General features: G+C 71.8%; 20 protein-coding genes. 4 read left to right on the top strand and 16 right to left on the bottom strand.

Going from position 1 to position 20,244, the window contains the following annotated elements:
* Positions 1-2: 2 nt before the first annotated feature.
* The 14 genes from AB0B29_RS12805 to AB0B29_RS12740 form a co-directional block, all read right to left on the bottom strand.
* Entirely contained in the window at positions 3-644 is a 642-nt protein-coding gene (locus AB0B29_RS12805) for a phosphorylase family protein (protein WP_362237810.1), read from the bottom strand.
* Complete coding sequence (shc, locus tag AB0B29_RS12800; protein ID WP_362237807.1) at positions 644-2,746, bottom strand: squalene--hopene cyclase; 2,103 nt, start codon at positions 2,744-2,746, stop codon at positions 644-646. The genes AB0B29_RS12805 and shc overlap by 1 nt, the downstream gene beginning before the upstream one ends.
* 122 nt (positions 2,747-2,868) lie before the next feature.
* A complete protein-coding gene (locus tag AB0B29_RS12795) occupies positions 2,869-3,936 on the bottom strand; it encodes a polyprenyl synthetase family protein (RefSeq protein ID WP_362237804.1) in 1,068 nt (355 codons plus the stop codon).
* 65 nt (positions 3,937-4,001) lie between these two features.
* Positions 4,002-5,414, bottom strand: coding sequence for a hydroxysqualene dehydroxylase HpnE (gene hpnE / locus AB0B29_RS12790; RefSeq protein WP_362237801.1), 1,413 nt, complete (start codon positions 5,412-5,414; stop codon positions 4,002-4,004).
* Positions 5,411-5,545, bottom strand: coding sequence for a DUF6380 family protein (locus tag AB0B29_RS12785; protein ID WP_362237798.1), 135 nt, complete (start codon positions 5,543-5,545; stop codon positions 5,411-5,413). The genes hpnE and AB0B29_RS12785 overlap by 4 nt, the downstream gene beginning before the upstream one ends.
* A complete protein-coding gene (hpnD, locus tag AB0B29_RS12780) occupies positions 5,542-6,492 on the bottom strand; it encodes a presqualene diphosphate synthase HpnD (RefSeq protein ID WP_362237795.1) in 951 nt (316 codons plus the stop codon). Before hpnD ends, AB0B29_RS12785 begins: the two co-directional genes overlap by 4 nt.
* Positions 6,489-7,391, bottom strand: coding sequence for a squalene synthase HpnC (gene hpnC, locus AB0B29_RS12775; RefSeq protein ID WP_362237792.1), 903 nt, complete (start codon positions 7,389-7,391; stop codon positions 6,489-6,491). The genes hpnD and hpnC overlap by 4 nt, the downstream gene beginning before the upstream one ends.
* Positions 7,392-7,751: 360 nt before the next feature.
* Positions 7,752-8,537 carry an ABC transporter ATP-binding protein gene (locus AB0B29_RS12770; protein WP_362237789.1) on the bottom strand — a complete coding sequence of 262 codons (786 nt, stop codon included), beginning with the start codon at positions 8,535-8,537 and terminating at the stop codon, positions 7,752-7,754.
* Positions 8,530-9,459, bottom strand: coding sequence for an ABC transporter permease (locus AB0B29_RS12765; protein ID WP_362237786.1), 930 nt, complete (start codon positions 9,457-9,459; stop codon positions 8,530-8,532). Before AB0B29_RS12765 ends, AB0B29_RS12770 begins: the two co-directional genes overlap by 8 nt.
* Positions 9,460-9,565: 106 nt before the next feature.
* Positions 9,566-10,438: a glycosyltransferase family 2 protein gene (locus AB0B29_RS12760; RefSeq protein WP_362238680.1), complete on the bottom strand. Its 873-nt coding sequence runs from the start codon at positions 10,436-10,438 to the stop codon at positions 9,566-9,568.
* A gap of 5 nt (positions 10,439-10,443) precedes the next feature.
* Complete coding sequence (locus AB0B29_RS12755) at positions 10,444-11,223, bottom strand: CDP-alcohol phosphatidyltransferase family protein (protein WP_362237783.1); 780 nt, start codon at positions 11,221-11,223, stop codon at positions 10,444-10,446.
* A complete protein-coding gene (locus AB0B29_RS12750; protein ID WP_362237780.1) occupies positions 11,201-12,262 on the bottom strand; it encodes an iron-containing alcohol dehydrogenase family protein in 1,062 nt (353 codons plus the stop codon). The genes AB0B29_RS12755 and AB0B29_RS12750 overlap by 23 nt, the downstream gene beginning before the upstream one ends.
* A complete protein-coding gene (locus tag AB0B29_RS12745; protein ID WP_362237778.1) occupies positions 12,250-13,002 on the bottom strand; it encodes a phosphocholine cytidylyltransferase family protein in 753 nt (250 codons plus the stop codon). The genes AB0B29_RS12750 and AB0B29_RS12745 overlap by 13 nt, the downstream gene beginning before the upstream one ends.
* The gene (locus AB0B29_RS12740; protein WP_362237775.1) at positions 12,999-14,813 is read right to left on the bottom strand and encodes a DUF5941 domain-containing protein; all 1,815 of its coding nucleotides are present in this window, start codon (positions 14,811-14,813) and stop codon (positions 12,999-13,001) included. Before AB0B29_RS12740 ends, AB0B29_RS12745 begins: the two co-directional genes overlap by 4 nt.
* Before the next feature lie 279 nt (positions 14,814-15,092).
* On the opposite strand from AB0B29_RS12740, the gene galE reads away from it, so the two are divergent.
* From galE to idi, 3 genes are all read left to right on the top strand, one after another.
* Complete coding sequence (galE, locus tag AB0B29_RS12735; RefSeq protein WP_362237772.1) at positions 15,093-16,064, top strand: UDP-glucose 4-epimerase GalE; 972 nt, start codon at positions 15,093-15,095, stop codon at positions 16,062-16,064.
* 147 nt (positions 16,065-16,211) lie between these two features.
* Positions 16,212-17,150 carry a cation diffusion facilitator family transporter gene (locus tag AB0B29_RS12730; RefSeq protein WP_362237769.1) on the top strand — a complete coding sequence of 313 codons (939 nt, stop codon included), beginning with the start codon at positions 16,212-16,214 and terminating at the stop codon, positions 17,148-17,150.
* Between the two features lie 346 nt (positions 17,151-17,496).
* Positions 17,497-18,090 carry an isopentenyl-diphosphate Delta-isomerase gene (idi, locus tag AB0B29_RS12725; protein WP_362237766.1) on the top strand — a complete coding sequence of 198 codons (594 nt, stop codon included), beginning with the start codon at positions 17,497-17,499 and terminating at the stop codon, positions 18,088-18,090.
* 19 nt (positions 18,091-18,109) lie between these two features.
* Here idi and AB0B29_RS12720 read toward each other — a convergent pair whose 3' ends face one another.
* Positions 18,110-18,616: an ATP-binding protein gene (locus AB0B29_RS12720; protein WP_362238677.1), complete on the bottom strand. Its 507-nt coding sequence runs from the start codon at positions 18,614-18,616 to the stop codon at positions 18,110-18,112.
* A 218-nt stretch (positions 18,617-18,834) separates the two neighbouring features.
* Here AB0B29_RS12720 and AB0B29_RS12715 point away from each other — a divergent pair, with 218 nt between their 5' ends.
* Positions 18,835-19,590 (top strand): enoyl-CoA hydratase/isomerase family protein, encoded by a 756-nt coding sequence (locus AB0B29_RS12715; protein WP_362237764.1) that lies wholly within the window; start codon positions 18,835-18,837, stop codon positions 19,588-19,590.
* Here AB0B29_RS12715 and AB0B29_RS12710 read toward each other — a convergent pair.
* Positions 19,577-20,212, bottom strand: a complete 636-nt coding sequence (locus AB0B29_RS12710; protein WP_362237761.1) for a DJ-1/PfpI family protein — start codon at positions 20,210-20,212, stop codon at positions 19,577-19,579. The two genes, AB0B29_RS12715 and AB0B29_RS12710, sit on opposite strands and share 14 nt — an antisense overlap.
* Positions 20,213-20,244 lie beyond the last annotated feature (32 nt).

Genomic DNA, 20,244 nt, shown 5'->3' with positions numbered 1-20,244 from the left:
GCTCACCTCCTGGGGAGCAGCAAGGAACGGTGCCATTCGAAGAAAGCGGGAAGGACGGAACGAAGGACACGGAAAGCTGATATTCCACCGCGCACCGTGCCGATCCGGACGAGTTCATGTTCAGGAGCGTCCACGACCACCCGGACGGCCGCAACCGGGCGCTCGCCCGCACGCACGGCGCTCAGGAGCGTGACGGCGGACTCCATGTCGACCGCGATCGCTCCCGTCGCGCGCAGGGCGGACCGTTCGGGGCCGCGTACGACGTGGTCGGAGCCGGTCAGCGGCCCGGTGTGCACGGTCCGCCCGGGCAGCGCGCGGGCCAGTTCCTTCACGAGCAGCTCGGTCCCGACGCAGGGTGTCGTGCCGCGCGGGTCGCGGGTCTCCTCGGCGACGACCAGATCGCCGGGGTGCATGCCCGGCGCCAGGCCCGCGCAGAAGCCGGTGGCCAGGACGGCGGCGTCGCGCAGAGCCGGGTCGGCCAGCACGCGGGTGACGGCCCGCTCGGCGGCCGCCGGCCCCATGCCCGTCCGCAGCACCGTGACCGGCCCGCCGGCCCCGCCCCGGCCGCCCGCACGCAGGGCGAACTGCTCGATGCCGAGCGCGCAGGCGATCAGCAGCGGGACCGGGGCGGGCTGTACGCTCATCAGCTCCCCTCGACCTCGGCGAGCGGCGTGCCGGCGTCATCTGCGCGGTGTCGCCCGGCCTCGGCGAGCGGCGTGCCGGGCCCGCTCCTGCGGTGCTTCCCGGTCTCACCGCTCCCCCGGAGCTTCTCGGCGAAGGGCTCTCCGTGCAGATAGCGTCCGAGCGCGGTGAGTGGGAAGACCTGTCGGTAGAGGTGGTAGTTGATCGAGAAGTCCCACGGGAAGCCCGTCCCCGTGAAGTACGGCTCGTCCCAGGAGCCGTCCTCCCGCTGTGTGGCGGCGAGCCACTCGACTCCGCGTTCGACGGCCTTGGAGTCGCGCTCCCCCGCCGCGAGCAGGGCCATCAGCGCCCACGCCGTCTGCGAGGCGGTCGAGGCGCCCTTGCCGCTCCACTCCCGGACGTACTTGTAGGAGCGCAGGTCCTCGCCCCACCCGCCGTCGTCGTTCTGTACGGACTCCAGCCAGGCCACGGCCCGCCGGATCGCCGGGTGCGCGGCGGGGATGCCGGCGGCGGTCAGCGCGGGCACGACGGACCCCGTGCCGTATACGTAGTTGACACCCCAGCGTCCGAACCACGAACCGTCCGGTTCCTGCTCGGCGAGCAGCCACTCGATGCCGCGCCGGGTGCGCGGATCGTGGGCGAGGCCCTCCACCGCGAGCATCTCCACGACGTGCGCGGTGACGTCGGCGGAGGGCGGGTCGATGACCTCGCCGAAGTCGCAGAAGGGCAGCCGGTTCGGGAACGGGCTGGTGTTGTCGACGTCGAACGCGGCCCAGGCGCCGTTCTTCGACTGCATGCCGAGTGTCCAGCGCATGCCGCGCTCGACGGCCCTCTCCAGCCGCTCCGGGTCGTGGTGGGTGATCCGGCGCAGTGCGAGGATCACCTCGGCGGTGTCGTCGATGTCGGGGTAGTTGTCGTTGTGGAACTCGAACGCCCAGCCGCCGGGCGGCAGTCCGGGCCGCTTCACGGACCAGTCACCGGGCCGGACGATCTCCTCTCCCAGCATCCAGTCGGCCGCCTTCACCAACTGCGGGTGATCGGTGGGCAGTCCGGCGTCGACGAGGGCGATGGCCGCCAGGCAGGTGTCCCACACCGGTGACTGGCAGGCCTCGATCATCCGGGCCCCGTCCTCGCGCCACACGGCGAACCGGTCCAGGGACGCGAGCCCCTCGCGCATCACGGGGTGTTCGAGGTCGTAGCCGAGCAGGTGCAGGGCGATGATCGAGTACACGGCCGGGGGCTGGATGCCGCCCCAGCAGCCGTCGTTCTCCTGCCGCTCGATGATCCAGCGGGCGGCGCTGTTCACGGCGGCTCGGCGCAGTCGGCGCGGCGCGACCTTCCGCAGGGCGTGCAGGCCCTTGTCCATCCGCTGGAACGCCCCGTCCCAACTGAACGGGGACGCCAGGGGTCTGGGCGGATTGGGGCGGTCCGGGTCGGTGTGCAGCTCGTCGAGCGGGAAGGGTGCGGGGCGTACCGGCCGCTTCGCGGAGACGATCGTCAGCGGGACGATGGTCTGCCGCGCCCAGCAGCCGAAGTCGTAGATGTTGAGCGGCACCCACTTCGGGAAGAAGACCAGCTCCGGCGGGAGTTCGGGCAGGTCCTCCCACTTCCACCAGCCGAACAGGGCCAGCCAGATCCGGGTGAAGACCCGGGCGGCCGCGATGCCGCCCCGCGCGCGGATCCAGGCGGAGGCCTTCGCCATGTGAGGGGCGTCGGGCGCGTCACCGGCCAGGCGGAGGGCGACGTACGCCTCGATGGTGGCGGACAGTTCGCCCGGTCCGCCGTAGAAGGTGGCCCAGGTGCCGTCCTCGCCCTGCTCGCCGCGGATGAAGAGGGCGGCTGCCTGCGTGGTCTTCTCGTCGCGGATACCCAGGAACTGACGGAGCAGCAGGTCCTCGGCGTCCATGGTGACGTTGGTCTCGAGGTCGCCCTTCCACCAGCCCTCGGCGTCCTGGAGCGAGAGCAGGAAGTCGATGGCACGCCGGGCGGCGCGTGCGGCGGCTTCCGGTACCCCGGCCGCCCCGGGGATGTGCGTGTCGGTGTCGCTGGCCGCGGCGGCGCGGGGTGGCAGGGCCCCGGTGCTTCCGTCGGTCGTCGCTGTCATGGCTTCCCCTTCGTGCAGTGGTGCAAGGTGTGCAGCTGCTGTGGGTCCGCCGTCGGCCGGTGCACCGTGATCACTCACGGCACCGGCCGGCGACTACGCGAGGGCTATTCGGCCGATAGTGATCATCTCTTTCGTACGACGACGAAGTCCGCGAGGGCCGTGAACTGGGCCCGCACCCGGTCGGGCATGTCGACGGCGTCGAGGGCTTCGATGGCGATGGTGTGCTGACGGCGTGCCTCGCCGGCGGTCCACTCGCGACCGCCGGCCTCCTCGATGAGGGCGGCGCGGGCCGCGAACTCCTCCTCCGAGAAGTTCTCGACGTCGCTGGCCTTGGCGTCGGCGGCGAGGATCTCGCCGAGCCGCTCCGAGGCGGAGCCGCCCGCGGCGAGGGCGGCCACGACGGGCAGGGACTTCTTGCGCTGGCGCAGGTCGCTCCAGGTCTGCTTGCCGGTGGAGACCGGGTCGCCCCAGATGCCGAGCAGGTCGTCGACGGCCTGGAAGGCGAGGCCCAGGTGGTAGCCGTACTTCTCGAGGGTGTCGGCGGTGTGGTCGTCGGCGCCGCCGAGGACCGCGCCGATGGAGCTGGCGCAGGCGAGCAGGGCGCCGGTCTTGTTGCCCTCCATCTCCAGGCACTCGTCGACGCTGACGCGGTCGCGGTGCTCGTAGGAGATGTCCTGGGCCTGGCCGTCGATCAGGGCGCGGGTGGCGGTGGTCAGGCGGCGGGTGGCGCGGCCGGCCTCGACGGTGCCGAGTTCGAGGAGCACCTCGTTGGCGAGGGCGAACAGGGCGTCGCCGACCAGGATGGCCTGGGCGGGACCGTGCACCTTCCAGACCGTGTCGCGGTGACGGCGCTGCTCGTCGCCGTCCATGAGGTCGTCGTGGAGGAGGGAGAAGTTGTGGACGAGTTCCACGGCGACAGCGCCGGGGATGCCCGTCTCGGGTGCGGCGGACATGACCTCGGCGGACAGCACCGCGAGGGCGGGACGCACGGCCTTGCCGCCGTCCCCCTCCGAGGGCCTGCCCTGGGCGTCGATCCAGCCGAAGTGGTAGGCGGCAACAGTGTCCATGGGAGGTGCCAGGCGGTCGACGGCCGCCCGCAGTACCGGAGTGGCCAGGGTCCGGCCGCGCTCCAGGAGCGCGGTCACGTCCACCGCCTCGGCAGTCTTCGAGGCCGGGGGCACAGTGGGCACAGTCTCTCCTCTTGTTGCGGTACCGGGGGTGCGGGGGCTGCCCGCCGCGCCGGCCTGGGCCGGCATCATGCCGCCTCCTCGAACTCGAAGAGGTGGCGGGGGCGGGGCCGGCCCAGGGCGCCCAGCACGGCGTCCGCCGCGCTCACACCACTGCGGACCGCACTCTCCATGGTCGCGGGCCACCCGGTGGCGGTCCACGCTCCGGCCAGGTACAGGCCGGATGCCTTGGTGCGGGCGCCGGGCCTGAGGTGCCCGACGCCGGGGGCGGGAGCGAACGTCGCCGTGCGCTCCCGGGTGACGAAGAAGTCCTTCACACGGGCGCCGCGGGTCAGCGGCAGCAGTCGCTCCAGCTCGGGCAGGTACCGCTCGCGCAGCACGGCCACGGGCTCGTCGATCTCGCCCTGGGCGGCCGACTGGGACAGCGCGAGGTACTGGCCCTGGCGCAGCCCGGACGCCTCGGTGCGGTCGAAGACCCACTGCACGGGGCTGCCGAGGGCGGTGAAGAAGGGCCGGCCGAAAACCTTGCGGTCGTAGACCACATGGACGTTGAGGATGGGCGCGGTGCCGATCTCCAGGAGCCGCTCGGGCGCGTCCAGGGCGCCCGCGGGCAGCAGGTCGTGCGCCTCGCGCTGCGGTACGGCGAGGATCACGGCGTCGGCCTGAAGTGTCTCGCCCGGGACCTCGACGCTCCACTGCCCGTCCCCGTTCGCGCAGACGGAGGTGACGCGGGTGCGGACCTCGGTGCGCACGCCCGCCGAGTCGAGCGCCTTGCGGGCCAGCCGGTCGTGCAGGTCGCCCAGCGGGACCCGCGCCCAGCCGATGTCGGCGGCGCCCGGGTCGGACAGCAGTCCGGTCTTGAACACCATCGCGGCCAGCGCCAGCGAGGCGTCGGAGGCGACCGCGTTGAGGGTGGCGACCCCGACCAGGTCCCACAGGGCCTCCACGGCGCGCGCCGACTGGCCGTGCGCGGCGAGCCAGCTGCCGAAGTCCTGCGTGTCCAGTGCCGCATCGGTGAGGTCGAGTCCCTTGAGCGCGAGCGCGGCCCGGCCCACCCTGGCACGATCGGCGAGCGACAGGTGCGGATAGGCGGCGAGGCTGCGCCCCAGGTGCAGCGGCACGGGCAGGGCGTCCCGCCGCAGTCGGCCGAGCCGCCGCCCCTCGGGCCGGGCGAGGTCCAGGACGGGAACGTCGAGCCGCTCCTGCAACGGGGCCAGCGCCGCGCCCTCGATGCGGTCGAGGAACCAGCGGTAGGCGGTGCAGCAACGCAGGTAGACGTGCTGGCCGTTGTCGACGGTGAGTTCGCCGCGCCGGAAGGAGAAGGCGAGCCCGCCGAGCCGCGGCCTGCCCTCCAGCAGCGTGACGCGCACCCCGGCGTCGGCGAGCGCGAGCGCCGTGGTGACACCGGCGAGTCCGCCGCCCACCACGACGGCGTGCCGCCGTGGTGCGACCGGTCCCCCGGACCGTGTTCCCTGGGTCATCGCGCACCCTCCCCCGCGGCCCGGACGTGCTGCTCGAACGGTGCACGACCGGCCGTCTCCGTCAGGGACGCCGCCCCGGGCCGGAGGGTTGCCCGCCGCTTCTCACCGACGGCGGTCTCCGTGTCCGTCACGCCCGCCTCCTGACGGTCCGCCGGGTCACGTGCCGGGCGTCGAGTCCGGACAGCCCGCGCACGGCGACGTAGGCCTTCTCCCGGCCGGGCAGGGAGACCCGGCCGCGCAGCACGGCCTGCGGGTCGCGCTCGATGCGGTCGAGCAGGCGGCGGTAGATGCCGGCCATGGCGGCGACGCAGGCGCCGCTGCGCCGATCGAGCATGGGGAGCAGCCGGTAGCCCTCGGCGAACAGGGCGCGGGCCCGTCGCACTTCGAAGTGCACGAGGCCCGCGAAGTCGGAGCCCTCCGGTGGCCGCGGCCCGCTGAAGCCGGCCGAGCAGCCGAACTTGGCGAGGTCGTCGGCGGGCAGATAGGTCCGCCCGCCCACGGCGTCCTCGCGGACGTCTCTGAGGATGTTGGTGAGCTGGAGCGCGAGCCCGAGCGTGTCGGCATACTCCGGCGCGCGGTCCACCCCGCGCGCCCCGGGCTCGGTGCCGAAGACGCCGAGCGAGAGCCGCCCGATCGCACCGGCGACGCAGCGGCAGTAGACCTTCAGGTCGTCCCAGGTCTCGTACGTCTCGCCGCGGACGTCCATCAGGACGCCGTCGATGAGCTCGTCCAGGCCGCCGAGCGGGATCGGGAAGGCCCCGGCGGCGTGCGCGAGGGCGACCGCGACCGGGTCGGTGTCGTCCTCGTCGACCCGGTGCTCGCGGATCCGGGTCAGCAGCGCCCGGGTCTCCTCCAGCCTGGCCACCTTGACGTCGTCGGCCAGCGCGCCGTCGCCGATGTCGTCGACCCGCCGCGAGAACGCGTACAGCGCCGACATCGCCCGGCGCTGGGGCGTCGGCAGCAGCCGGATGCCGTAGGCGAAGTTACGGGCCTGCCGCCCGGTGACGGCCTCGCAGTAGCTGTAGGCGGCGAGTACCGGCGGGGACGTGTGTGGTTCCGACTCCACGGTCCGGATCACCCCTCTCCTCGCAGAGTCACGCCCACCTCACGCAGCAACCGGACCTTGCCGGGCTTGGGCGGGCCGGGAAGTACGTCGTGTTCGGCGGCGGCGATCGCGTGGAGGGCCGCCCTTCCCCCCGCCACGAACCCTGCGAGCAGCAGCTTCAGCCTGCCGTGGACGCTACCCACCAACGGGGCGCCTTCATTCAGGAGATCCCGCGCCCTTTGCGCTTCGTACGCAATCAGCGCACGGACCGACGCATCGGCGGATTGCGTGGCGAGATCCGCTTCCTGGACGTGGAAGCGTTTCATGTCGGCCGCAGGCAGGTAGACCCGGTCGCGAGCGAGGTCCTCGGCGACGTCCTGGAGGTGCTCGACGATCTGGAGGGCCGTGCAGATCATGTCGGAGCGGCGGATGCGCTCGGGAGTCGAGGTGCCGGTGAGGGCGAGGACGAGACGGCCGACGGGGTTGGCGGACAGCTCGCAGTAGGCGAGCAGGTCGTCGTAGGTCTCGTAGCGGCTGACCAGCTGGTCCTGACGGTTGGCGGCGATCAGGCCGAGGAACGGCTCGGGGGTCAGGGAGCAGCGGCGCACCGTCGGCTGGAGGCGGCGCAGCAGGGGGTGGCGCGGGGTGGAGTCGAAGACCCTGCGCAGGTCGGCCTCGAAGGCGTCGAGCAGCACCAGCCGGTCCTCGGCCTCCCGCGGGGAGAGGCCGAGCAGCCGGGCGTCGGCGCCGCCGGGGGCGAGGTCGCCGTCGCCGATGTCGTCGACCAGGCGGGCGAAGCCGTAGACGGCCATGAGGTCGGTGCGCCAGGCCCGGGGCAGGAAGAAGGGGGCCACCGGGAAGTTCTCGCCGGCGGCCTTGTCGAGCGTGCCGCGCTCCGGATCGAGGGAGCGCGCCGTGCCGGTTCCCGTCACCGCCGGCTGCCCGGCGCGGGGACGGCACGTGCTGCGTGGAGCTGGGGAGTTTCCGTAGCCATCGCCGTCACATCTCCCGTTCTACACTGCCGACCCAATACACACTATTTCGGACACGCCGCCTCGCCGTCCGCACGGTGGCCCGACGGGCGGTGACGCGCATTATCGCCCAGATTGCCGTGTTTCGGGACCGGTACAGCTTACGTTGTACAACGCGACACGGTTCGCCAGGGTGTCCCGCACATCACGAGAACACACCGATTGGCCCCAAGATTCCTGAGATGGGCCGGAGTTGACGTTTCCTTTGCAGACGCGGGGCCCCGCCGGAACAGTTCCGTCGGGGCCCTGTCCGAAAACGGCCTACTTGCCCGTGAACTTTTCGTACTCCTTGAGCACCTCGTCCGTGGGGCCGTCCATGCGCAGCTCGCCGCGTTCCAGCCACAGGACGCGGTTGCAGGTGTCGCGGATGGACTTGTTGTTGTGGCTGACCAGAAACACCGTGCCCGCTTCCTTGCGCAGCTCCCGGATGCGGTCCTCGGAGCGCTTCTGGAACTTGCGGTCGCCGGTCGCCAGGGCCTCGTCGATCATCAGGACGTCGTGGTCCTTGGCCGCCGCGATGGAGAAGCGCAGCCGGGCCGCCATGCCGGAGGAGTAGGTGCGCATGGGCAGGGTGATGAAGTCGCCCTTCTCGTTGATGCCGGAGAAGTCGACGATGTCCTGGTAGCGCTCCTTGATCTCCTCCCGGGACATGCCCATGGCCAGCCCGCCCAATATGACGTTGCGTTCGCCGGTGAGGTCGTTCATCAGGGCCGCGTTGACGCCCAGCAGCGAGGGCTGGCCGTCGGTGTAGACCTTGCCCTGCTCGGCGGGGAGCAGACCGGCGATGGCGCGCAGCAGGGTCGATTTGCCGGAGCCGTTGGAACCGATCAGGCCGATGGCCTCGCCGCGGTACGCCACGAAGGAGACGCCGCGCACGGCGTGCACCTTGCGCACGCCCCGCGCCGCGTCGTCGGAGCCCCGCTTGAGGATGCGGCTGAGGGCGGCGGTGGCGCTGCCCTTGCCGGTCTTGGCGCCGTTGACGCGGTAGACGATGTGCAGGTCGTCCGCGATGACGGTGGGGACGCGTGCGTCCTGCTGCTCAGCCACGGCCGTACCTTTCCTCCGCCTTCCAGAAGTACACGAAGCCGCCGATGGCGAACAGCACGGCCCAGGCACCCGCGGCCGCCCAGACGTGGTCGGGCATGTACGTCGAGTCGTACTCGTCGATGAGCGCGAAGCGCATCAGGTCCATGTAGATCGCGGCGGGGTTCCACTGGAGGATGTTCGCGATCCACTGCGGCTTGTCCGCCAGGAAGATCGGGATGGAGAACATCACGCCGGACGCGTACATCCAGGTCCGCATCACGAACGGCATGAGCTGCGCGAGGTCGGGGGTCTTGGCGCCCGCCCGGGCCATGATCAGCGCGAGACCGGTGTTGAAGCAGAACTGCAGCACCAGCACCGGCACGATCAGCAGCCAGGACAGGTCCGGGTAGTGGCCGAAGCCGATCGTGACGGCGAACAGCACGATCATCGAGAACAGCAGCTGCTGGAGCTGCTGCAGCGCGAAGGAGATCGGCAGCGAGGCGCGTGGGAAGTGCAGGGCGCGGACCAGGCCGAGGTTGCCGGAGATCGCGCGCACGCCCGCCATGACCGAGCTCTGCGTGAAGGTGAACACGAACACGCCCGTGACGAGGAACGGGATGTACACCTCGCGGGGCAGACCCCGGTCGGCCTCCAGGAGCAGGCCGAAGATGAAGAAGTACACGGCCGCGTTCAGCAGCGGAGTGGCCACCTGCCACAGCTGGCCCAGCTTGGCCTGGCTGTACTGGGCGGTCAGCTTCGCGCGGGAGAAGGCGAGGATGAAGTGCCGCCGGTCCCAGAGCTGACGGACGTACTCGATGAGGGAGGGACGGGCGCCGCTCACGGTCAGCCCGTGCTTGGCGGCGAGTTCCCTCGCCGTGAGGCCCTCGTCGGGCGCCGCGGGCGGGGTCACCGCGACCGTGGCGTCGTGCGTTGTCTCACTCACTAGTGGAAACTTTCGTCTTCGAGATGCTCGGCCTGTGCCGGTCCGGCACGAGCCGGGGCCAGGGTACGGCCCGGGGGCTGCCGGGTGTCTCCCGGATACGAGCTTGTCAGATGACGGGGGGCCGGCCCAGCCGGGTCAGCCGCCACACCGTACGCCACTTCATGGGCCGGCGGGGGCCGCACGCGGTGGTCCAGCCTTCGCGGAATCCACCGAACCAGGCCCGCAGCGCACTGCGGGAGGGGCGGCGCAGCAGAGTGAGCAGCAGCCACACGCCGAGGTAGACCGGGACGAGCGGCGCGGGCAGGTTGCGGCGGGCCAGCCAGACGCGGTTGCGGGCGACCATGCGGTGGTAGACCGCGTGCCGCGAGGGGGCGGTCGTCGGGTGGTACAGCACCATGTCGGACCGGTAGTCGATCATCCAGCCCGCGTCCAGGGCCCGCCATGCCAGGTCGGTTTCCTCGTGGGCGTAGAAGAACTCGTCCGGGAGGCCGCCGACGTCGGCGAAGACGCGGGTGCGGACGGCGTTGGCGCCGCCGAGGAAGGTGGTGACACGTGAGGAGCGCATCGGGTCGGCGGCACGCAGCCGGGGGACGTGGCGGCGCTGGGTGACGCCGGTCTCCGGGTCGGCTATGCGGAAGCTCACGATGCCCAGCTTCGGGTCGGCCTCGAAGGCCTTGCGGCACAGCTCGGCGGTGTCGTGACCCGCGAGCAGTCCGTCGTCGTCGAGGAAGAGCAGGACGTCCACGTCCCGGCCGGAGGGACCGAAGGCCTCGATGCCGACGTTGCGGCCGCCGGGGATGCCCAGGTTCTCGGGCAGCTCGATGGTGCGCACGCCCTCGGGGACGTCCGGGACGGGCGAGCCGTTACCGACCACGACCACCTCGACCGGGTCGCCGTCCTGCTTGGCGACGGAGTCGAGCAGGGCGCGCAGCTCCTCGGGCCGGTTGCCCATGGTGATGATGACGGCGCCGACCTTCATGCCGCTCACTTCAGCCTGCTGGAGGCGAGGATGGACACGAGGTGCAGCAGGGTCTGCACGAGCGCGATGCCGGCCAGCACCGCGACGCCGAGCCGGGAGAAGAACAGGTCGCCGCGGACCTGGTCGACGATCGCCAGCACGAGGATCAGCAGGGACGCCTCGATGCCGAGGATGAGGCGGTGGAAGTTCAGGGCGGCGGCTGCCTTGCGGGCCAGCGCCATGCCGGAGGAGCGCATCTCGGCGGCGGCCTCCTTGACCGGCGGCTTGCCGGCCTGGTGCCGGGCGACACCGACGAGGTCGGTCTCGGCCTTGATCAGGATGGCGCCGAGGGCGGCCAGGGTGCCGAGGAAGGCCCACAGCCAGTCGATGCGGCCGCTGCCCCACAGGTCGGCGGCGCGCAGGCCGAAGCCGGTGAGCACGGCGGCGTCGGTGAGGTAGGCGCCGACGCGGTCCAGGTAGACGCCGTTGAGCGAGTACTGCTTCTTCCAGCGCGCGATCTCGCCGTCGACGCAGTCCAGCAGCAGGTACATCTGGACGCACACCACGCCGAGGACGGCGCCCGGGATCCCCGGCACGAGCAGTGCCGGGGCCGCGAGCACACCGAAGACGGTCATCAGGTACGTGAGCTGGTTGGGTGTGACCCTGGTGTTCACCAGGTAGCGGTCCACCCGCAGGGACACCTCACGCATGTAGAGGCGTCCCATCCAGTGCTCACCGCTGCGCCGGTCCTTCACCCCGGCGGGGTGAACGACGGGGCGTAGTTCAGCTACCGATGGCCTTGACATAGTCGGTGTAGGTGTCCTTGATCTGTTCGGGGTTCAGGTCGAGGTGTTCGAGGATGGTGTAGCGGCCGGGGCGGGTCTCCGGGGCGAACTCGACGGCCTTGACGAACTCGTCCGTCGTGAAGCCGATCTCGTCCGGCAGCACGGGCAGACCGTGCCGGCGCAGGACCTCCGCCATGTACGCCGACTCCTCGTGCGCCCCGCGCAGCCACATCGCGAAGGCCGCGCCGAGACCGCACTGCTCTCCGTGGGCGGCGGCCCGCTTCGGGTAGAGCAGGTCGAAGGCGTGGTTGATCTCGTGGCACGACCCCGAGGCCGGCCGTGAGTCGCCGGAGATCGACATCGCGACGCCGGTGAGGACGAGCGCCTCGGCGAGTACCTGGAGGAAGCCGTTGTCGCCGACCCCGGCCGGGTGCCGGAGCACCGCCTCGCCCGCCTGGCGGGCCATGGCGGCGGCGAGTCCGTCGATCTTCTCGCCCTTGACGCGGTTGGCCAGTTCCCAGTCGGCGATCGAGTTGATGTTGGAGATCGCGTCCCCGATGCCCGCGCGCACGAAACGCACCGGGGCCTCACGGATGACGTCCAGGTCGATGACGACCGCGATCGGGTTGGGCACCCCGTAGGAGCCGCGGCCCGCGTCGTTGTCGAGGGTGGCGACCGGCGAGCACAGGCCGTCGTGCGCGAGGTTCGTCGGCACGGCGACCAGGGGCAGGCCGACGCGTGCCGCGGCGAACTTGGCGCAGTCGATGATCTTGCCGCCGCCGAGGCCGACGACCGCGTCGAAGTGGCCGGCCTTTATGTCGCCGGCCAGCCGGACCGCGTCGTCGAGGGTGCCGCCGCCGACCTCGTACCAGGTGGCGCCGGGCATGCTCGGCGCGATGCGCTCGCGCAGCTTGGCGCCGGAGCCGCCGCTGACCGCGACGGCGAGGCGGCCGGAGTGCGAGATGCGCTCGTCGGCGAGGACGCACGCCAGGTCGTCGAGGGCACCCGGGCGGATGTCCACGACCAGCGGTGAGGGGATGAGCCGGGTCAGTACTGGCATGCGATCTCCCGTCCCCGGGCGAGATCGTCGTGGTTGTCGATCTCCACCCACTTGACGTCGCCGATCGGCGCCACGTCGATGCGGAAGCCGCGGTTGACCAGTTCCTGGTAGCCGTGCTCGTAGAACTGCTGCGGGTCGGTCTCCCAGACGGCCTTGAGGGCGTCGGCCAGCTCGGAGGCGGCGTCGCCCTCGATGAGGGTGACGCCGATGTACTCGCCGGTGGCCTCGGCGGGGTCCATCAGCTTGGTGATCTTCGTCATGCCCTTCTCGGGGTCGACGACGACCTTCATCTCCTCGTCCGCGAGGTCCTTGACCGTGTCGAGGGCGAGGATGATCTTCTTGCCGTCACCGCGGGCGGCGAGCAGCGTCTTCTCGACGGAGACCGGGTGGACGGTGTCGCCGTTGGCGAGGATCACCCCGTCCTTGAGGGCGTCACGCCCGCACCACAGGGAGTAGGCGTTGTTCCACTCCTCGGCCTTGTCGTTGTCGATCAGGGTGAGCTTGAGGCCGTACTTCTGCTCGAGGGCTTCCTTGCGCGCGTACACGGCCTCCTTGCGGTAGCCGACGATGATCGCGACCTCGGTGAGACCGATCTCGGCGAAGTTGCCGAGGGTGAGGTCGAGAACCGTGGGTTCGCCTTCTATGCCCGCGGGGCCCACCGGCACCAGTGCCTTGGGGAGGCTGTCGGTGTAGGGGCGCAGACGCCGTCCGGCGCCGGCCGCGAGCACGAGGCCGATCATGCGGTTTCTCCTTCATCGTGTACGGCGGGTGCGCCGCCCTGGTGGGCGCCGACCCAAAAGCGGATGCTCTCGACGAGCACCACGAGAGCCACGGCCACGGCCAGTGCCGTGAGCGCGACCTTGAACTGCGAGGCGGTGAGCAGCGCGGCGAGGACGGTGACGAGCAGCGTCCGCCCTTCGTGCCCCCCGATGGAGCGCACCAGCCAGGCCGGGGGTGCTCCGGCGTCGCCGCGGATGCGGTAGACCGTGTCGTAGTGATGGTAGGCGACCGCGGCCACCAGCCCGAAGGCCGCGGGGAGGGCCCCGTTCACGTCCGCCTTGGCCGCGAGGACCAGGGCCGTGCCGTATTCGGCGGCACGCAGGAACGGGGGGACCAGCCAGTCGAGGGCGCCCTTGAGCGGGCGGGCGACGGCGAGGCCCGCGGTGAGGGCGTGGACAAGGGCCGCGACGATCGGCCAGGGGCCGCCGAAGTCCGTCAGCGCCGCGGTGAGGACGACGGCGAGGGCGCCGCACAGGGCGACGACGGGGGCGGTGAAGGCCGGCAGCGTGCGGGCGGGCTTCTTGAGCGCCCCGGCGAAGCCCTGTGCGAGGGGGCCGCTGTCGGCGAGGTCGGCCAGGGCGGCGGCCGCCCGGTCGGTCCGCCTGGCCTTGCGGGTCAGGGAGCGCAGCACGCGCCCGGCCGTGGTGTACGTCGCGGCGAAGGCACAGCCGATGAGCAGCGCGTAGAACGTGATGCGGGGCGTGGTGAGCGCCGTCAGCACCGCGATCATCGCCCAGCGCTCGCCGATGGGCAGGACGATCATCCGGCGGACCCAGACCGTCCAGCCGACGCTGTCGAGCTTGTCGGAGAGGGCGGCGGTGGGGCTGGTGTTGGCGGTGGCGTCGTGGTTGGCCTCGTTGAAGGAGAAGTCCACGACGTGCCGGCAGGTCTGCAGGACCATGGCGCCAAGGGCGAGGGCCCATACGTCGTCGCCGCCGCGGGCGGCCCCGAGGGCGAGGCCGGCGTAGTAGGCGTACTCCTTGGCCCGGTCGAAGGTGGCGTCCAGCCAGGCACCGAGTGTGGAGTACTGCAGGGAGTAGCGGGCGAGCTGGCCGTCGGTGCAGTCCAGCACGAACGACGCGATCAGCAGGACGCCGGCCGCGACGAAGCCGCCGCGGGTGCCCGTGGCCGCGCAGGCCGCCGCTATGAGGGCGGTGAGCAGCGAGGCGGTGGTGACCTGGTTCGGGGTCAGGCCGCGGCGGGCGCACCAGCGGGCGATGTAACGGGAGTAGGGGCTGATGCAGTAGGTGGTGAAGAAGCCGTCGCGGGCCTTCACTGCCGACTTCAGGCGTACGGCCTCGTCGTCGACGTCGCTCACCGCCTGCCGTGCCTCGTTGCGGGCCTGGGGGTCGACGGGGACGGCGGCGACGAGACTGCCCAGCTCCGGGCGGTGCACGGCGGTGCCGTCGGCGTCGAGGGCGGTGAGGATGCGGTCGGCGAGGCTGTCGACGAGGGTGGTGCCGCCACCGGCGGAGTTCTCGCGGGCCATCGCCCGGGTCAGCGCCTGGCGGCCGGCGGGCTGGGCGGTGACGGCGCCGGGGATCGCGGCGAGCGGGAAGCGGGGGTCGGTGAGGCCGAGGCGCAGCGCGTGCACGTGGCCGACGAAGCGGGCGTCGACCAGGGCGACCCTCTGGTCGCCGGGCACCTCGGCGAGGAGGGTCTCGGCCTCGGCGGCGTCGGTCGCGGTCCGGAGGTCGAACCCGAGGGACCGCAGGTCGGCCTCGATCGACGATCCGGGGACCGGCTGGCCGGTGAGGATGGCGGTCGACAACCGAATTCACTCCCTGGGTACCGGCACGTCGGTGCCGGTGACGTACATGATGGGGGCGCCTTCTCCGGTGGCTCCCGGGCGGCGTGTCGGCAGAGGCTATCGGATGCCGGGAGGGCCACGTTCACCGCCTGTTCGGCGGATGGATCGACGCGGTTCGCACGAGCCCTTGCCGCGATCATCATCGTGGATCCGGGGCCCGCCCCACAAACCGCGCCCCCCTTAAGCGGACATCGAGGACAAAGCGCGGGCGGTGTCCCTGTCCGCATAGGGTGGGCGACCATGACGTGGCTGATCACCGGCGGTGCCGGCTATATCGGAGCACATGTGGCGAGGGCCATGACCGAGGCCGGGGAGAGCGTCCTCGCCCTGGACGACCTGTCGGCCGGGGTCCCCGCGCGGCTCCCGGGCGAGGTCCCGCTCGTGCGGGGCTCCTCGCTGGACGGGGAGCTGCTGAAGCGGGTCTTCGCCGAGCACGGCGTGACGGGTGTGGTGCATCTCGCGGCGCGCAAGCAGGTCGCCGAGTCCGTCGCGCAGCCGACGCGCTACTACCGGGAGAACGTCGGCGGTCTGGTGACCCTGCTGGACGCGGTCGCCGAGGCCGGGATCGAGCGCTTCGTGTTCTCCTCGTCGGCCGCCGTGTACGGCGACCCGGGTGTGGACCTCATCACGGAGGACACTCCCTGCGCGCCGGTGAACCCCTACGGCGAGACCAAGCTGGCCGGGGAGTGGCTGGTGCGGGCGGCGGGAAAGGCGCACGGGATCTCCACCGTATGTCTGCGCTATTTCAACGTGGCGGGCGCCGCCGCGCCGGAGCTGGCGGACACGGGCGTCTTCAACATCGTCCCGATGGTCTTCGACCGGCTGACGCGCGACGAGGCGCCCCGGATCTTCGGCGACGACTACGCGACCCCGGACGGCACCTGTGTCCGTGACTACATTCACGTCGCCGACCTCGCCGAGGCCCATCTGGCGGCGGCCCGGCGACTGGCCGGAGGCGGCGGCAAGGGTGATCTGACGGTCAACATCGGCCGCGGCGAGGGTGTCTCCGTCCGCGAACTCGTCACGGTCATCGGCGAGGTCACCGGCGACCGCCGGCCTCCGCTCGTCGAGGAGCGCCGCCCCGGAGACGCCCCCCGCGCGGTGGCCTCGGCCGCCCGGGCAGCCGCCGAGCTCGGCTGGACCGCCCGGCGCGGGGTGCGCGAGATGACCGAGTCGGCCTGGCGGGGCTGGCGGCTGCACCACGCCTGCTGACGGCGGGCAGCGCCCTGACCTGCGCATCGTTTCCGCAGGTCAGGGCACATGACAACGGTGTTCAGTGCCGCGTTGCACATACCCCCTCCCCGTAGTTCACTGGGGTCCCCGAACACGATCAGGCGAACGCAGGGAGGCGGACTTCTCATGGGGGCTGGGCACGATCACGGGCACGCGCACGGCGCGGGGGCCGGCGGTACGACGACCTCGGCGTACCGCGGCAGGCTGCGCGCCGCGCTGGCGATCACGCTCGGCATCGTGGTCGTGCAGGTCGTCGGCGGCGCCCTGGCGGACTCCCTGGCGCTCGTCGCGGACTCCGCGCACATGGCGACGGACGCCCTCGGTCTCGGCATGGCACTGCTCGCGATCCACTTCGCGAACCGGCCGCCCAGCGACCGGGCCACCTTCGGCTACGCCCGGGCCGAGATCCTCGCCGCCCTGGCCAACTGTCTGCTGCTGCTCGGGGCCGGCGGCTACGTCGTGTACGAGTCGGTCCAGCGCTTCATCACGCCGGCGGAGACCGAGGGCCGGCTGGCTCTGCTGTTCGGTGCGATCGGCCTGGTGGCGAACCTCGTCTCGCTGTCGCTGCTGATGCGCGGGCAGAAGGAGAGCCTGAATGTGCGCGGCGCGTTCCTGGAGGTGGCGGCCGATGCCCTGGGCTCGGTCACGGTGATCGTGTCGTCCGTGGTGATCATGCTCACGGGCTGGCAGCCCGCCGACCCGATCGCCTCGCTCGTCATCGCGCTGATGATCGCCCCCCGGACGTGGAAACTGCTGAGCGAGACGCTCTCCGTGCTGCTGGAGGCCGCCCCCAAGGGCGTCGACATGGCGGAGGTGCGGTCGCACATCCTCGCCACCGACGGTGTGGAGGACGTGCACGACCTGCACGCCTGGACGATCACCTCCGGTATGCCGGTGCTGTCGGCGCACGTCGTCGTCAGCTCGGAGGCCCTCAACGCGATCGGCCACGAGAAGATGCTCCACGAGCTGCAGGGCTGCCTCGGCGACCACTTCGACGTGGAGCACTGCACCTTCCAGCTGGAACCGGTCGGGCACGCGGAGCATGAGGCGCGTCTCTGCCACTGAGGTTGCTCGGCGTGTGCATCGGGTGGGGCAGGGGTGCGAGCCAGCCGGGGCGGGTGGGAGGGGTTGGGGCGCACGTCGGGTGCGTGTGCGCCGGAGGACGCAACCTTGCGCCACGCGAACGCGCCCTGAGCCCCACAGCCCCGGCAGGGACGAATTTCCGCCTGCCCGGCCGGGCACGATCATCTACCGGGTCCCCTTTCCCGGCTTTCCCGGCTTTCCCGGCGTCCGAGCGGCGCCGCCCGCGGTCCGCGCCACCGCGCGGGACATGCGGGCGTGCCGTGAAGTGCCGGGAGTGCCGGATTCGTACGGCAGACTTGGGGCGCGAAGACCGATGTGAAGGATGGGTATGCCGATCACACCTGCCACCGCGACGCACAACCCGTCGAACGGCACCGCAGACGCGATTTTGCTGGAACTGGTCGACGAGGACGGCGTGACGATCGGCACCGCGGAGAAGCTCGCCGCCCACCAGGCTCCCGGACAGCTGCACCGCGCGTTCTCGGTGTTCCTCTTCGACGAGTACGGCCGGCTGCTCCTCCAGCAGCGCGCGCTGGGCAAGTACCACTCCCCGGGTGTGTGGTCCAACACGTGCTGCGGCCACCCCTACCCCGGCGAGGCGCCCTTCGCGGCGGCGGCGCGGCGCACCTTCGAGGAACTCGGCGCGTCCCCCTCCCTGCTGGCCGAGGCGGGCACCGTCCGCTACAACCACCCGGACCCTGAGTCCGGCCTGGTGGAGCAGGAGTACAACCACCTCTTCGTCGGCATGGTGCAGGCCGTGGTGCGGCCGGACCCGGAGGAGGTGGCGTCGACGGTGTTCGTGACCCCGCCGGAGCTGGCGGAGCGGCACGCCAAGGACGCCTTCTCGTCCTGGTTCATGACCGTCCTGGACGCGGCCCGGCCTGCGATCAGGGAGCTGACGGGTCCGTCGGCCGGCTGGTGATCCCGGCCCCCGGCGGGCGTCAGGCCAGGCGCGCGGTTTTGAGCGGCAGGGCGGCCCAGACCACCTTGCCGCCGCTGGCGGTGTGCTCGACCTCGCACACGCCGCCCGCCTCGCGGGTGACCTCGCGGACCAGGAGCAGCCCGCGCCCCCCGGTACGGCCGTGGTCCGTCTCCAGGGCGGTGGGCCGGTACGGATGGTTGTCCTCCACGGACACCCGGAGCCACTCGGCGCCGACGGCCAGCTCGACGGCGATCGTCGGGGACAGCACGGCCGCGTGCTTCACGGCGTTCGTCACCAGCTCCGAGACGATCAGCAGCAGGCCCTGCGCCAAGTCGTCCGAGACGGGCACCCCCTGCCGCAGCAGCAGGTCCCGCACGGCGTGCCGTGCCTGGGGGACCGAGGCCTCGACCGCCGGTGCGGTGAACCTCCAGACCCCTTCGTACGGCAGCGGTTCCGCGGGCCCCGGGCCGAAGGGCGCCGCGCCGCCCTCCGGGCGCGGACCGAACCCACGCCCGTCGTCGTCCATAGTCCGGTCGCCACCCTCGCGCTCGATTGTCGCCACACACCGAGTGTTGGTAACGATGCGCCTCGCGCCCCGGGACTGAACAGAAGTCAGCACGTATCGAGCGCTTCTGACCGTTGGCGTATGACACGGTCAGTTGTGGGACTGCTCCTGTCCCTGTTGTGCCGTCTCGGCGAACTATTCGGGTTGTACGGGTTTGGCATCCGGATAGCATCCGGCGCATGGAGCCGCATCTGGAGCACCGTGTGACCGACTCGGTCGCGACGGTCGTCATACGTCATCCCGAGAAGCGCAACGCCATGACGGCCGCGATGTGGCGCTCCCTTCCCACTCTGCTGGAGAAGCTCGCGCAGGACCCTGCCGTACGGGCGCTGGTGCTGACCGGTGAGGGCGGTACGTTCTGCGCCGGGGCCGACATCTCGACGCTGCGGGGCTCCCCCGAGGAGGCTCAGGGGCTGGCCGTGCGGGCCGAGGAGGCGCTGGCCGCGTTCCCGAAGCCGACGCTGGCCTCGATCCGGGGGCACTGCGTGGGCGGCGGATCGCAGCTGGCGGCGGCCTGTGACCTGCGGTTCGCCGAGGAAGGTGCGCTGTTCGGTGTGACACCCGCGAAGCTCGGCATCGTGTATGCGGCGTCCTCGACCCGGCGGCTGGTGTCCCTGGTGGGTCCGGCCACCGCCAAGTACCTGCTGTTCTCCGGGGAGTTGATCGACGCACAGCGGGCGCTGCGCACCGGGCTGGTGGACGAGGTGCTGCCCGGGGGCGAACTCGGCAAGAGGGTCGCCGAGTTCACCCGGATCCTGGCGTCCCGTTCGCAGCTGACGCAGGCGGCGGCCAAGGAGTTCGCGGACGGTCGTACGGACCGGGACGCGCACTGGGCCGGGCAGGCGCGGGCGAGCGGCGACGCCGCGGAGGGGGTCGCCGCCTTCCTGGAGCGCCGGCAGCCGCGGTTCGGCTGGAGCGCGCCTACGTCAGGATGACGCCGGAGTGCGTGCGGAGCAGTTCGACGAGGTGCGCGGGGGCCTTCTCGGGTGAACCGGCGTCGTAGGGCGGCTGCGGGTCGTACTCGGCGGCGAGCTGGACGAGCTGCGCGTGCTCGTCGCCCGCGATCCGGCCGAGCAGGGTGAGGCCCATGTCGATGCCGGAGGAGACGCCGGCCGCGGTGACGTACTTGCCGTCGGTGACGACCCGCTCCCCCGTGGGTTCGGCGCCGTGACGCTTCAGCTCCTCCAGGGCCAGCCAGTGGGACGTGGCGCGGCGGCCCCGCAGGAGTCCGGCGGCGGCGAGCAACAGGGAGCCGGTGCACACGGACGTCGTCCAGGTGCTGGTGGCGTCGGCGGTGCGCAGCCAGGTGAGCAGGGCGCCGTCCGCCGCCAGCGGGAGCGGCCCCGGGCCGCCGGGGACCACGATGATGTCGGGGCGGGGTACGTCGGCCAGGGTGCGGTCGGCGGTGATCGCGAGGTTCCCCGAGTCGTTCCGCACGGGGCCGGCCTCCTCGGCGACGAAGACGGTCTCCGCGTCCGGGAGCCGGCCGAGGGTCTCGTAGGGGCCGACGGCGTCGAGGGCGGTGAAGCGGTCGTAGAGGACGATGGCGATCTGCATGGAGGTCCTTCCGTCGGCAGCTGGGATGGGTG

It is taken from the genome of Streptomyces tibetensis (assembly GCF_040647715.1).
In the GTDB taxonomy this organism is placed as follows: domain Bacteria; phylum Actinomycetota; class Actinomycetes; order Streptomycetales; family Streptomycetaceae; genus Streptomyces; species Streptomyces tibetensis_A.
Note: the sequence above shows the minus strand (reverse complement) of the source record. Positions and strands in the feature narration are given on the sequence as shown.

Coding starts and splice junctions, on each gene's coding strand:
- AB0B29_RS12805 (WP_362237810.1), bottom strand. CDS start 644: ATGAGCGTACAGCCCGCCCCGGTCCCGCTGCTGATCGCCTGCGCGCTC.
- shc (WP_362237807.1), bottom strand. CDS start 2,746: ATGACAGCGACGACCGACGGAAGCACCGGGGCCCTGCCACCCCGCGCC.
- hpnE (WP_362237801.1), bottom strand. CDS start 5,414: ATGACCCAGGGAACACGGTCCGGGGGACCGGTCGCACCACGGCGGCAC.
- AB0B29_RS12760 (WP_362238680.1), bottom strand. CDS start 10,438: ATGAAGGTCGGCGCCGTCATCATCACCATGGGCAACCGGCCCGAGGAG.
- AB0B29_RS12755 (WP_362237783.1), bottom strand. CDS start 11,223: ATGTCAAGGCCATCGGTAGCTGAACTACGCCCCGTCGTTCACCCCGCC.
- AB0B29_RS12750 (WP_362237780.1), bottom strand. CDS start 12,262: ATGCCAGTACTGACCCGGCTCATCCCCTCACCGCTGGTCGTGGACATC.
- AB0B29_RS12745 (WP_362237778.1), bottom strand. CDS start 13,002: ATGATCGGCCTCGTGCTCGCGGCCGGCGCCGGACGGCGTCTGCGCCCC.
- galE (WP_362237772.1), top strand. CDS start 15,093: ATGACGTGGCTGATCACCGGCGGTGCCGGCTATATCGGAGCACATGTG.
- AB0B29_RS12730 (WP_362237769.1), top strand. CDS start 16,212: ATGGGGGCTGGGCACGATCACGGGCACGCGCACGGCGCGGGGGCCGGC.
- idi (WP_362237766.1), top strand. CDS start 17,497: ATGCCGATCACACCTGCCACCGCGACGCACAACCCGTCGAACGGCACC.
- AB0B29_RS12720 (WP_362238677.1), bottom strand. CDS start 18,616: ATGGACGACGACGGGCGTGGGTTCGGTCCGCGCCCGGAGGGCGGCGCG.
- AB0B29_RS12715 (WP_362237764.1), top strand. CDS start 18,835: ATGGAGCCGCATCTGGAGCACCGTGTGACCGACTCGGTCGCGACGGTC.
- AB0B29_RS12710 (WP_362237761.1), bottom strand. CDS start 20,212: ATGCAGATCGCCATCGTCCTCTACGACCGCTTCACCGCCCTCGACGCC.